Genomic DNA, 12,965 nt, shown 5'->3' on the forward strand with positions numbered 1-12,965 from the left:
CGGTTACGAACAGCATGTAAATAAGGTCAGAACAATGCGATTGGAAATTACTTGTCAGGATCGAATTGGGTTAACTCGCGAGTTACTTGATTTACTGTTTTTACGAAATATTGACCTGAAAGGAATTGAGATTTCTCCTGCACGTCGTATTTACCTTAATTTTACTCAAGTTGATTTCAACACTTTTCGTTTATTGATGGCAGAAATTCGCCGTATCAATGATGTGATTGATGTCAGGACGGTTGCTTTCATGCCGTCAGAGAAAGAACACAGGGCGATGTGGACACTATTGGAATCGGCTCCTGAGCCTATATTTTCTATTGATATGAAAGGCAATATTGAACTGGTCAACCCAGCCTCTTTGGTACTGTTTGATCTCAGTAAAGAAAAGATCAATCAAAAAAACATCAGCCACTTAATTAGCAATTATAATTTCCTCCACTGGCTTGAAAGTGAGCAACATCAACTGCATTCGACTCATTTATCCATTAAAGGACAGAATTATGAGATGGATATTATTCCCATGCAGTTAACGGATGAGAATCAGGTTGTCAGATGTGTGGGCGCTGTGATTATGCTGCGTCCTGCGACAGAGTCATCATCCAAAAAATTAATCGTCAGTGATGATGGTGCTTTTGAGCAAATTATTGCTGTCAGCCCGAAAATGGTTCATGTCGTTGAGCAGGCACGTAAAATGGCGATGCTCGACGCACCTTTATTACTTATCGGTGAAACAGGAACGGGAAAAGATGAATTTGCTAAAGCCTGCCATCTGAGAAGTGCAAGGGGAAATCAGCCTTTCCTTGGGTTAAATTGTGCATCTATGCCAGATGATGTTGTCGAAAGTGAACTGTTTGGTTATGCAGCGGGAGCTTATCCAAACGCTCTGGAAGGTAAAAAAGGTTTTTTTGAGCAGGCTAATGGCGGCACGGTTTTGTTAGATGAAATCGGCGAAATGTCGTCACAGATGCAGATTAAATTACTTCGTTTCTTAAGCGACGGAACCTTCCGGCGTGTTGGCGAAGATAATGAAGTTAAAGTTAACGTTCGGATTATTTGTGCGACCAAAAAGAACTTAATTGAGTTGGTACAAAAAGGGGAATTTCGTGAAGATCTCTACTACCGATTGAATGTGTTAACCATCACATTGCCTCCTTTACGTGAACGTCAAGCAGACATCATGCCACTGACAGATCATTTTGTAGTACGTTTTGCAAAAGAACAAGGTTTGGTAAAACCTAAATATTCTCATGAACTAGCGCAATTTCTGTGTGGTTATCATTGGCCGGGTAATGTCAGACAACTGCGAAATGCTATTTACCATGCATTGACTCAATTTGAAGGTAACAAACTATGTCCGCAGGATATCCAGTTACCTGAATTAGAGACAGAAATGGCATTTAATGAAGATATTTTGGTCGGTTCTTTGGATGAAATCAGCAAACGTTTCGAACGTTCTGTATTGACCCGTCTTTATCGCCATTATCCCAGCACACGTAAACTGGCCAAGCGGCTTGGTGTTTCTCACACAGCGATCGCCAATAAACTACGTGAATATGGCCTAAGTGGTAAAAAACATGTGGCTGAGCATGAAGATGATGAATAATTTAAGGTAGCAAAAAGGCTTCATTTGTGATTGGATAATTGTCGCCAAACAAATCACCAAAAACACGCATGAAGCCTATGACAATTATCACTATAAAACACTAGTTAATGCAATTCTTCAATGAGGCTCTTTTAGACAAAAATTGCCCGTTGATGTGGGTTTACTCGATAGCTCAGCCCCGCATACCCTCTTTTTTCAACCAATCAAGAACTGCCCTCAAAAGGGGTGTACCGTGAATGTCGTCACCTGCGCAGCATCAATATTACTGATCAGCAGACCATCCGCGTTGCCCATGAAGTGAGCGATAAACTCAATCGGTATGACGAAGCTGTTTTCAATGTTGTCGGTATTTACGCATAATTCAATCCTACCTACCGCCCAATCTGAGCGGTAAGGCGTTATCGGATATGTTTCAATGAGGGGATTACCGGGGGATGGTCACTGAAATAAATCCTGATGAAACAGTCGCATATAGCGAGGAAATCAGCGTTTCGGGGCAGCGGGTTATCTCCCTCTTCCAAAATATCAGGCATAGCCTGCCGGAGTTGTTGAATGCCCGCAGGAATAACAATTCCCTGCTCGGCGAGCAGTGCCCGGATTTGATTAACCAGTGCAGTACATTGTTCCACCATGAGTTGCCGGACACTACGCAGTGCTTTGATATCTTGTTGCTCAATCGTTTTGACAGGGACACAATGAATCTCAGGGCGGCAGGCCGTTTCACAAATAGCCAGCGCATCATTGGCATCATTTTTCTGATTTTTACAGAGTGCCTTGTGCTGAGTCGGGAACAGCGCACTCAGTATCAAGTTAAAGATGACACTGTCTGCAATTGAAAAAGGGGACGTCCATCACATCACTACGTAGCGAGTCTTGTGTTTCGTGTTTCCGGGGGTAACAAAGGAGATGAAGCGTAGACAGCGAAACATTCGAGCCGAAACCAATGGGTGAATGTGATAGCTCTGAAATCCCTTAATCGTGTTGTGCCGATGGTGTAGGATTACCAGCAGGCAACAGCGGCTGAATGGTCACACTGGTAAATTATCCATTCAGAAGCACACACCGCCTGCCTCATCTAATCAAGATGACCATTACACTGTAATATAATGAGATTAAATATAATATTATTCATCACGGAAAAAACATTAATTTAAATTAAACACATTGTTAATAGGTCGTTTGATGACATTGAAAAAAAATCATTAGTAATTTAGTTTAGATTAAGATGAAATTTCTATATTAGAATTATTCCATCTATGTGATTTTTAATGAATCAGTCAATGTTGAAGAATTCGACTTTAAGAGGTACATATGAACGGAAAAGCTGATATTCAAGATGAACAAAATCAAGCTATTAGAGAGATTGAATCCATAGAATTAGTTGAAGTATTAGAACAAATTGAGGCAGCTGGATTGGCCTGCTTAAGCTGCTCTTAATATTATTAATAGAGGGTAATAATTACGTTACCCTCTGTTGTTCATCTATCAATATAATTAATTATTAAATTTAATAATTAAGGGAGTATTTTACCTTTATGAAAAATGTCTGTTTAGATGAGTCATTGAAAAATGATTATTTTAATTTAACTGACTTTCTTGTTTTTCGTCATATTAGAGAAGATAGGGGGGGGAATGTAGCTATATCATATAATGGAAAAAAATTTACTTACCAAGAACTATCAGACAATATTTCAAAAACATCAAACTATTTTAAGTCAATAGGTATAAAGAATAAAACTAGAGTTATATTAGCTATTCCTGATACACCTGCATTCGTAATAATTTTTTTTGCAGTTATAGCATGTGATGCTATGGCTATATTAAGTAATCCTCTTAGCGAATTGGTAGAACTAAATGATATAATAAAAAAAGTAAATTCAGAGGTATTAATCATTGACCATCAAATAGAAAAGAATATGAAATTATCTTCAGAAATAACCGATGGTATTAGAACTATTTTCACTGGAGATTTCCATTTAAATCCATCTAGTTTGGAAATAGCAATAGAAAACCAACCGAATGATTTCTTGATCAGCTATGCAAGTGCTGATAATTATGCATATGCTTTACTTAGTTCGGGTACGACAGGAAGAACTAAAGTAATACCTAGGCGTCATAGAGATATTTTGCATTGTGCTTATGCTTTTTCTGAAAATGTTTTACATATGAATTCAACTGATAGAGTACTAGCAGTTCCTAAACTAACTTTTGGTTATGCATTAGGTGGGGCATTACTATTTAGTTTCATACATGGTGCATCGTGTATTATTTTCAGAGAAAAAACAACATATGAAAAAATTATAGAATTAAGTGAAGATTTAAATCCAACAATATTTCTTGGAACACCAAGAATGATATCTGAATTACTTAGTAATAAGAGGAAAAACAAGTTAAAATCTTTACGTATATCTACTTCTGCTGGAGAGGTTTTATCACCTATTCTTTTAGAAAAATGGAGTAAAGAAATAGGAAGTCCACTTTTAGATGGTTTTGGTTCTACAGAGGTAGGCCATATTTTTCTATCTAATACTCAAGAAGATATAAAACCACAGACAGCAGGTAAATGCTTAAGTGGTTTTCAGATTAGAATAATTGATGAAAATGGAAATAGAGTTAATGAAGGAGAGATTGGTAGACTTTGCATTTGTGGTCCAAGTGTTGCTTGTGAATATTTAAATGATGTAGAGAGAAGTGAACAATCTTTTAATGACGGCTGGCATATTAGTAATGATATGTTTAGTATTTATAATGATTATTATATATATTTTGGTCGAGCAGATGATATGATTAAAAAAGGTTGTGGTGAATGGATATCTCCTTATGAGATAGAAAATGAGATATTAAAAAATGATGAAGTGTTAGAATGTGCAGTTATCGGGGAAACAAATAAAAATAATGTAATTATATTAAAAGCATGTGTTGTATGTAAAGATAAAGTAATCATATCCTCTTCCTTAGAAGAAAAGATTTTCAATTCAGTAAAAAATAGATGGATTGACTTTACACATAAACATTTAGAGAAAATTGAATTTATGGATGCTTTACCTCGAAACAACGCAGGAAAATTGCAACGTAATATTTTAGGAAGCAAAACTCTAACTGAATTTTCTTATGATTGTTAAAGGCTTGTTTATAAGTTAATTCTTGTTACAAGAAAAGATAAGTATGAATTTAGTTAAATTAATTATTATGTAAATGAGTTTTAAAATATTCTAATTAATGAAATTTAATCGTATAGCTTTAATTATGCAGTCGTATTTTTAGGAGTGATTATGAAACTTATTGATTTTGCAAGAAAAATAAACAACGAAATTACATCAGTACAAAGTATGCCTGATATGATCAATAATATTAGGAATATTGTATCTGTAGCAATTGTAGATGAAGTTTTTTTGAATGATTGTGTCAATGAGCTCATTAAAAATACTAAGAATATTCTAAATATCAATGAGAGCGAACCACTTTATATTGATTACAAAAATAAATGGAGAATGAATGTTTTTTTGTGGAATCCTAAAAGTGAAAACCATCCACACCAGCATAATACATGGAGCGTAAGTGGAGTTATGCACAATAAGATAAAAATAAAAATTTTTGAAAAAGTAAATGAAGAAATATCTGTTAGTAAAGAATTAATTGCAGTTGAAGGTAAGACTGGTTATTTAATACCACCATGTATCCATACATTGGGTAATCCCGACTTATCTGAATATAGCATTACTCTACATGTTTTCTGTGATTCAGACCTGAGAACAGATAAAAATGGCGACACCATATGGTTAGGGAAAAATGATCCTCTTGATAATATTGATTACTCAATGGTAGCATTGCGTAATTTGACTTCATGTTTATTGATTTCTGATAAATTAAGTTCAAATCTTCAATTTGATATATTGGAGAAAATATTTACCCTAGGCACTCCATCAATCAAATTAAAATCTTATAAAAAAATGATCAGGATTAATATAAATAAATCTGAAAAATATTCATCTCAGTTAGAGTCTGTTCTATCTGGTGATATTCTAATTAAAATTAGAGAAGGTAATGATAAGTTATATGGGAGAGAAGCATGATAAAAATAAAAGAAAAAGAAGCAATGATTCAATATCTGATTGGTTACTTGGTTACTAACACGCGGTCATTGGATTATTATATACACACCCAAGAGTTTGACATTCCTAACTTCAATATACCTGAGGAAATTAAAGATATTATTCACAATGTAGTCATGATTAAGAAAAAAAGAATTAGAATATTAAGCGATATTTTAGATAAAAGATTATATAAGCGTGTGCTTTTATTTTTCCCTTTGTCAGCAAAAATAATGGAAGAAGGAATGTTGAATATAAAGTGGGTTGACTTTCGTAATACATTATCCAACCATAGATGGAATGATGCTTACTTATATGCATTGGATTTTATAAAATATATCACTAATAAAAATTCGTTATTTTATTCCGAGAATGAATTTTTCGTTTCTGAAGTTATTCGTTATGAAACCAGTATTCTTGAAGTATTAAATAACGCTAAAGAAATCAGATATAGTTTATCATCAATGTCAGATTCTAAAAGAGATTGTAATTATCCTCTAGTAATGACAAATCCAGTTTATCATACTTATGATTTTGATATAGTAACGCTTATAGCAAAACTTAGAGAAAATGATGATGTAGACATAGAATTATCGTATAAAAAAATTTTAAAAAATGAAAAAAATAATATTTTAACTTATATGTCTTGGCATGACCAGAAAGTCAGAACTATAAGGATAAGTTCACTAGTGATAAAATTAATCAAAGAATGCCATTATCGATCAACTTATAAAGAAATTTGTAATGAAATATTTCCATCAGTGTTATCAGATAATGATTGTTTGAAAATAGACTTAATATTTAATAAATTAGAGTCACTTGGTGTGATTAGATGGTTTTCAAACATACATTAAAAACAAAATAGAAAAAGGAATTAATATGTTTTACAATCTTCCATACGGTATTGGGATTAACTATCGTGCTGAAATAGGTAATGATTTATTAAATAATATTGATGCTTTTGATTTTATAGAAATCATCACTGACTTGTTCTTTTTATCTAAAGATATTCCTTTATCTTTACAAAATATTTTAACCAAAAAACATTGTGTACTACATGGATTGAAATCATCGATAGGTGCCTATGAAGATATGGATTCAAAATATTTAAAAGCAACAGTAAATGTCATAAACAAATTATCTCCACTATGGTTTAGTGATCACTTGGCATATACAAAAATAAATGATTTTGATATAGATCAATTGATGCCTATTAGAAGAAATTCATATAATAAAAAAAGGATAATATCAAAAATAAAAGAAATCTGCTCATCTACTAATATACCATTTTTAATAGAAAATATTTCATATTATTTTGATTTTCCTGATAATGAGTATAGTGAGTGCACATTTACGTGTGATATTATTAAGGAAAGTAGTTGCGGATTATTGCTTGATGTAAACAATCTTTATATTAATTCTAAAAATCATAATTATGATCCTTATGATTTTTTAGAAAAAATAAATTTGAATTCAATAGTAGAAGTTCATATAGCTGGAGGATATGTCCATGATGAACTATTAATAGATAGCCATGGGCATACAATAGAAAAGCCAGTATGGGAATTACTTGAATATCTATGTTCTAGAATTGTACCTCATGGTATTGTCTTGGAAAGAGATTCTAATTTCGATATTAATGATATTTTGGAGAGTTTACACCGCGCCAGAGAAATATTATTTACTTCTCCTGCATATTGTCGTCTCACCTGTCCACGTAAATTTGGATATAAAATAGTGTAATTTTTCAACAAATAACTTATGTCATTAACATAATTCCATTGATAATAACATCATTAACTATATAGAAATGGTATGATAAATAATTAAATTTAGCATTAAACTAAGATTACTTGATATATGAGCCTGTTTTTATATTACATATTGATTTAGCATAAAAATAAAATCTCATATAGATGGTTTTATGATTTATTTAAATTAAATAGGTGATTGATATGAAATTAGCAATCAATGGCGGTGAAGCTATTCGTCTCGCCAACTTTCCTAAATGGCCTTATTATAATGAAGGTGAAGAGCAAGCGTTATTAAGAAGCTTACATCAAGGATATTGGTGGAGAAATCAAGGGAAAGAAAATAATTTCTTTGAACAAGAATTCGGTCAATATCATAATGGTTATGCTGTCACTGTCACTAGTGGAACGGTGGCATTAGAATTGGCATTATTAGCTTCTGGTATAAAACCTGGAGATGAGGTCATAGTTCCAGCTTTTACATTTATTTCTACTAGTATGGCAGTTCAACGAGTTGGTGCAATACCAATAGCTATAGATGTTTTAAAAAGCACTTATTGCATCGATCCTAATCTAATTGAAAAAAATATAACTCCCCGAACAAAAGCAATCATACCAGTTCATATGGCTGGTCATTTATGTGATATGAACAATATAATAAAAATAGCTAATAAACATGGCATTTTTATTGTTCAAGATGCCGCTCATGCACATGGAGCCTGTGGAGAAAAAGGGAAAAAGATTGGTGATTGGGGAACACTGGCATGCTTTAGTTTCCATAATCTTAAGCTAATGACAGCAGGAGAAGGCGGTGTCGTTTTGTGCCCTACTAAAGAATTACGTGATCTTGTTTTTCTTTATAGTAATTGTGGGCGTCATGTAAAAGACAAAGAATATCAACATACTATAATCGCAACAAATGCTAGACTAAGTGAGTTCTCTGCTGCAGTTTTGCGTACTCAACTAAAAAGGCTCAAAGAACAAACTCAGATTCGAGAGAGTAACGCGGAAAGTTTAAATAACCTGTTAAAAACGTTACCAGAAATTACTCTTCAAGAATACGATACTAAAATCGTAACATCTCATCCTCATTATATGTTTATGTTTACACTTAATCAAAGGATTGCATATATTGATCGTAATTACTTTGTAGCTTGTCTAATCGCTGAGGGAATACCAGCATTCCGTGCTTATAAAGCAATCTACCATGTTGATAATTATTGGCTATATCCTTGTACAACACGACATAAGCAAAAATTTGTAGACTCGTGTCCAGTTACTGAATATATTGCAAATAGAGGAGTCTGGATACATCACCGAGCTTTATTAGGGAATGATGATGATACGCTAGATATTTACAGAGCGATAAAAAAAGTGATTTCAGCATTAGAAAATTAATGAAATATTCTGTTTTTTAATCATATAAACATTAAAATAATTCATAAATAAAAAAGCGCAATAAAATAAATGAGTTATCCTCATGAGAAATAACTCAAAGGCGGTAGCTTTGTTAAACGAAAAACAAATAAAAATAGGTATGTTGCGATTATGTAAGTTAACCCGTTATATAAAGTAGAGTTTACCAGCTCTTCACTTATAAGATCGGTGATTTTAAATATAAAACACCAACATTAACACTTTCAATTAGATAAAAATAATATTTACATTAAAAAACCTTATTATCTATCACTTTTCTAGTTACCTATTCTTTAATACTAAGTCACGTTATTATTTAGTATCTTTTTATACAGGATTGAATCACAAATGATTATAATTTAATGTTTTTTATGAAATAGGTAGTTAAACAGCTTCTGTCATTAAACAATTAAAATCTATGTAGCCGGATTATGGAATTATCTATTATCGATAAATATATTTACTTTAAATTAAAATAGGTGTCATGGTGATTAAATTATCCAATATATGTAAGGAATATTCAGGGAGATTTATAATTAAAGATGCCTGCTTTACTTTTCCTGTCAATGGTATCTATTGCCTAGAAGGAGAAAATGGTTCAGGTAAATCTACTTTGCTAGAAATTATAGCTGGTGCCATTAAACCTGATTATGGAGATGTATTTTTAAGTGGGGGGAACGGTTGTAGAAAAAAACTTATAGCTTATGCTCCTGATAGCCCTTGTATATATGAATTCATTACAGGAAAAGAATTTTTAGATCTTATTTGTTCTATAAGAAAAATAAAGATAGAAAAACAATTTGATTTAATCGATGGTTTTAATTTGCATAATTATATGCATACTCATTTTCGTGATATGTCTCTTGGAACTGCAAAAAAATTCATGTTAATTTCTGCTATGATAGCAAATGTAAAAGTACTTATTTTTGATGAACCAACTAAGGGACTTGATAATAATTCACTTTTATATTTTATCGAAAATATAAAAAAATTCAGTCTATCTGGATTAGTTATAATGACATGCCATGATTTTGAAGTTAAAAAATCCCTAAAACCTTATGTTATTAACATAAATATATTTAAGGGTAATTAAGTGAATTATTTTTCATTTGTTGGAAAATAAAGTATTTTTGAAACACCATTTATTACCTCATTGCAAAATGATAACAAAGAAGCTGTAATTGTTTCTTGGATTGTTAGTGATGGTAATAACGCATACCATTATTGGTATAAAATTTTTGAAGAGGAAATTATTTTTTTGCATCTTGAAGAAATTATTTATAAAAATATAATTTCTTTTTCGGAAGAAAATTATGCCTTAAGTGCAAGTAATAACGTTAAGATTTTTTCTCTCGAAAATAATAAAATGTGTGGATTAATTAATTTAAAAAACATAAAATCAATGCAATTTGATTACAAAAAGACATTATGGTTATTATCTGGAGAAACGTTATTTAAAACCCTACCAAATTCTTTTAGTGAATATTATACTTTTCAAAAAAATGTTAAATCTTTTCTTTTAAATGAAAAGAATAACTATCTACTCTCTAGAGATGATGAAAATAATTTCACTTTAATGATGAATGATGGGGAAGAAAGTTTCATATATAGAATAGGGAAAATAAAGTGTAATTCTAGAACCCATTTTAGTATAGTTCCTACTGAATCATATATATATGTATATATACAACCAAAAGATCTAATTAGTAAAATTAATAACCATCTTATTGTATTAAATAAACATGACCTTAATTCAATCAAAAATATAAGTGTTGAGGCAGTATCTCATTTAAGTGTAAAAGATATTAATTTATCAAGATGGAAAAATAATGATGTTTTATTTGTCAGAAAGAAAAATGATAATATTTATTTGTGCCATTATAACTCTGTAAATGAACGTATAACACCTATATCTCTACCACAGCATGTGGTTATTAACTTTGTTTCATCGAATTGTTACTCTTCAATATATTATATTGCAATTGAATATTCTGCAAATAAACCGATCAGAAAGATTTTTGGAGTAACCAAATATGGTAATAAATTCACCACAAAAATTATTTTTGAAGATGTGGGATATAAATTATCAATTTTAAAAAATGGTGATTGTATTTTTTATGGATTACTGGAAAATAAACTATCAATATTGAAATACAGTCGTATTAATAGGGATGTAAAAATATTATATCAAAACAAAACAAAATATCCATTTATACCTAGTCTCAATTGGTTATCTCTAAAAAAAGATATTTTAAATATAAATTACAAAAAAGAAATCATCATTGTTATTTATTATCCCGGACCCCATAAGTTGGCAATGAGTGGCATGCAACCAAATATGTTTCAAGAATGTATTTGTCGTCTACTTACCCAAAATAAATCAAAGCATTATCAAAGTGTTATAATTAACCTGCCTGGTTCTTTTGGTTCTGTAAATAACGTTGAAACCAATAAAGAATTTAATGAAGATGATTATCTGAATGGTATAATTACAGAGTTATATGAAGTTGGCTTCAATAAAATTGTACTTTGCTCTGGTAGTTTAGGTGGTTTATCTATACTAAAGTTTTTGCATAATACTAATTCATCTATCCCAGCCATTCTTATTAACCCAGTTTATGATTATAGTGTTTTAAAAAAATCTTTAATAAGGAATGAAAACATAATAAGTGAGTTATTTACAAAGATAGACACCGATATATTGATAATTCATTCAAAAGAAGATGAGGTGACTCCTTGGGAACATTCAAAATCTTTCACAGATGCAAGTGTTAAACGTAAATTGTATACATTAGAGAATGATAATCACATATTTACACGAAGTTACAGCTGGGAGTGTTGTAATATCGAGATAGATAAATTTATTATGCATCTTGGATTTTCATAATAAATAAGGTTGTTATTAATCAATCAATTATTTAAGTACGAGAAAGAGTATTTTAAATGCTTTTTAAATTGCGATTGAGGTATTTTAAATGGTCACTGTATCTGGTAATAATTTCAGCTGGCAACAATTGAACTGGTACGATAAAGACAGACCCTAGTGTCAAAAAATGAATTAAATCATCTTCCAGAATTATTTATCCGCTGGGTTAATAACGGGGTTACCAACAATCACTGCAGGCAGGATCGCTGGCTAATATGTTAACCCCGATCGCAACATAAAGAAGTTTATGGCAACACCATTATTCCTATATGACGTGGTGATTCGGCCACTAGAAATTAAACAAATCACCTGCGATCCACGCTTAAGCATGTCGCAAATGCAGATCTCATTACACTACTGGAAAGCGATACAACAAAATGACCTTTGATAAACATTATATCGCCGTTATTACTGGCGCTTGTGGGGGGATTGGTGAGGCTGTAGCCCATTTGCTAGCAAAAGAAGGCATTTCATTAGCGCTGTTGGATAACAAGTCACAAGCATTGGAATCTCTGGTTATCGAGCTAAAAGGCGAATATACGCAGCCAATTATGGGTTTTACCGTTGATGTAGCTGATGCTCAATGTGTTGAAAAAGTATTTGCCACACTGAGTCGTCAGTTGGGGCCGGTGGGTTATTTGGTCAATAGTGCGGGCGTATTATGTCACTCTTTTGTTGCCGATACATCCCTTCAAGATTGGGAAAAAACCTTTGCAGTCAATGCAACCGGTGTATTTAACGTTAGCCGCCATGCAGCCAACCTGATGATGAAACAGCGGAAAGGCAGCATTGTGACCATAGCGTCTAACGCAGCGCGTGTGCCTCGAGCCACTATGGCGGCGTATTGCGCATCAAAAGCAGCAGCACAGGCATTTACTTATGCATTAGGGTTGGAGGTTGCACCGTATAGTATCCGTTGTAACGTTGTTGCCCCCGGATCTACCGACACACCTATGCTGCGGGGTATGTGGCAGAACGAATGTGACCAGCAAAATACCCTCAACGGCAATCTGCAACAATTTCGTATTGGTATCCCGCTCAACAAGATCGCAACGGCGAAAGAGATCGCCTCGGCAGTCTGTTTCTACTTGTGCGAAGAGTCAAGCCAAACCACGCTTTCAACATTACTGGTCGATGGCGGTGCCGCCCTCGGAAGTTGTTAATTTTGAAAAGGA

Annotated in this window: 12 protein-coding genes; 11 read left to right on the forward strand and 1 reads right to left on the reverse strand. The window is 32.6% G+C overall.

Annotated features, from left to right (window positions below):
- Nucleotides 1-34: 34 nt before the first annotated feature.
- Nucleotides 35-1,606: a transcriptional regulator TyrR gene (gene tyrR, locus AACQ81_RS03420; RefSeq protein ID WP_237386307.1), complete on the forward strand. Its 1,572-nt coding sequence runs from the start codon at nt 35-37 to the stop codon at nt 1,604-1,606.
- Nucleotides 1,607-1,831: 225 nt separating this feature from the next.
- A complete protein-coding gene (locus AACQ81_RS03425) occupies nt 1,832-1,966 on the forward strand; it encodes a hypothetical protein (RefSeq protein ID WP_272903015.1) in 135 nt (44 codons plus the stop codon).
- Nucleotides 1,967-2,004: 38 nt separating this feature from the next.
- Here the strand turns inward: AACQ81_RS03425 and AACQ81_RS03430 are convergent, their stop codons facing one another.
- Nucleotides 2,005-2,415: an IS110 family transposase gene (locus AACQ81_RS03430; protein WP_237386308.1), complete on the reverse strand. Its 411-nt coding sequence runs from the start codon at nt 2,413-2,415 to the stop codon at nt 2,005-2,007.
- A 502-nt stretch (nt 2,416-2,917) separates the two neighbouring features.
- Between AACQ81_RS03430 and AACQ81_RS03435 the strand changes: the two genes are divergently transcribed.
- The 9 genes from AACQ81_RS03435 (at nt 2,918) to AACQ81_RS03475 (ending at nt 12,953) form a co-directional block, all read left to right on the forward strand.
- Entirely contained in the window at nt 2,918-3,043 is a 126-nt protein-coding gene (locus AACQ81_RS03435; RefSeq protein ID WP_272903016.1) for a hypothetical protein, read from the forward strand.
- Nucleotides 3,044-3,141: 98 nt separating this feature from the next.
- On the forward strand, nt 3,142-4,728 hold the full coding sequence (locus tag AACQ81_RS03440) for an AMP-binding protein (protein ID WP_237386309.1): 1,587 nt from the start codon (nt 3,142-3,144) through the stop codon (nt 4,726-4,728).
- A 150-nt stretch (nt 4,729-4,878) separates the two neighbouring features.
- Nucleotides 4,879-5,679, forward strand: coding sequence for a hypothetical protein (locus tag AACQ81_RS03445; RefSeq protein ID WP_237386310.1), 801 nt, complete (start codon nt 4,879-4,881; stop codon nt 5,677-5,679).
- Nucleotides 5,676-6,551 (forward strand): hypothetical protein, encoded by an 876-nt coding sequence (locus AACQ81_RS03450; RefSeq protein WP_237386311.1) that lies wholly within the window; start codon nt 5,676-5,678, stop codon nt 6,549-6,551. Before AACQ81_RS03445 ends, AACQ81_RS03450 begins: the two co-directional genes overlap by 4 nt.
- Nucleotides 6,552-6,576: 25 nt before the next feature.
- A complete protein-coding gene (locus AACQ81_RS03455) occupies nt 6,577-7,440 on the forward strand; it encodes a DUF692 domain-containing protein (RefSeq protein WP_237386312.1) in 864 nt (287 codons plus the stop codon).
- A 212-nt stretch (nt 7,441-7,652) separates the two neighbouring features.
- A complete protein-coding gene (locus AACQ81_RS03460) occupies nt 7,653-8,846 on the forward strand; it encodes a DegT/DnrJ/EryC1/StrS family aminotransferase (RefSeq protein ID WP_237386313.1) in 1,194 nt (397 codons plus the stop codon).
- A 502-nt stretch (nt 8,847-9,348) separates the two neighbouring features.
- On the forward strand, nt 9,349-9,957 hold the full coding sequence (locus AACQ81_RS03465; RefSeq protein ID WP_272903017.1) for an ATP-binding cassette domain-containing protein: 609 nt from the start codon (nt 9,349-9,351) through the stop codon (nt 9,955-9,957).
- A 60-nt stretch (nt 9,958-10,017) separates the two neighbouring features.
- Nucleotides 10,018-11,751, forward strand: coding sequence for an alpha/beta hydrolase family protein (locus AACQ81_RS03470; RefSeq protein WP_237386315.1), 1,734 nt, complete (start codon nt 10,018-10,020; stop codon nt 11,749-11,751).
- Nucleotides 11,752-12,167: 416 nt separating this feature from the next.
- The gene (locus AACQ81_RS03475) at nt 12,168-12,953 is read left to right on the forward strand and encodes an SDR family NAD(P)-dependent oxidoreductase (RefSeq protein ID WP_237386316.1); all 786 of its coding nucleotides are present in this window, start codon (nt 12,168-12,170) and stop codon (nt 12,951-12,953) included.
- Nucleotides 12,954-12,965: the final 12 nt, after the last annotated feature.

It is taken from the genome of Xenorhabdus sp. Sc-CR9 (assembly GCF_963897815.1).
Classification (GTDB): Bacteria; Pseudomonadota; Gammaproteobacteria; order Enterobacterales; family Enterobacteriaceae; genus Xenorhabdus.

Bases quoted from the DNA above. Each gene is read 5' to 3' on its own strand.
- tyrR (WP_237386307.1), top strand. From the start codon at position 35: ATGCGATTGGAAATTACTTGTCAGGATCGAATTGGGTTAACTCGCGAG.
- AACQ81_RS03460 (WP_237386313.1), top strand. From the start codon at position 7,653: ATGAAATTAGCAATCAATGGCGGTGAAGCTATTCGTCTCGCCAACTTT.
- AACQ81_RS03445 (WP_237386310.1), top strand. From the start codon at position 4,879: ATGAAACTTATTGATTTTGCAAGAAAAATAAACAACGAAATTACATCA.
- AACQ81_RS03435 (WP_272903016.1), top strand. From the start codon at position 2,918: ATGAACGGAAAAGCTGATATTCAAGATGAACAAAATCAAGCTATTAGA.
- AACQ81_RS03465 (WP_272903017.1), top strand. From the start codon at position 9,349: ATGGTGATTAAATTATCCAATATATGTAAGGAATATTCAGGGAGATTT.
- AACQ81_RS03475 (WP_237386316.1), top strand. From the start codon at position 12,168: ATGACCTTTGATAAACATTATATCGCCGTTATTACTGGCGCTTGTGGG.
- AACQ81_RS03455 (WP_237386312.1), top strand. From the start codon at position 6,577: ATGTTTTACAATCTTCCATACGGTATTGGGATTAACTATCGTGCTGAA.
- AACQ81_RS03440 (WP_237386309.1), top strand. From the start codon at position 3,142: ATGAAAAATGTCTGTTTAGATGAGTCATTGAAAAATGATTATTTTAAT.
- AACQ81_RS03450 (WP_237386311.1), top strand. From the start codon at position 5,676: ATGATAAAAATAAAAGAAAAAGAAGCAATGATTCAATATCTGATTGGT.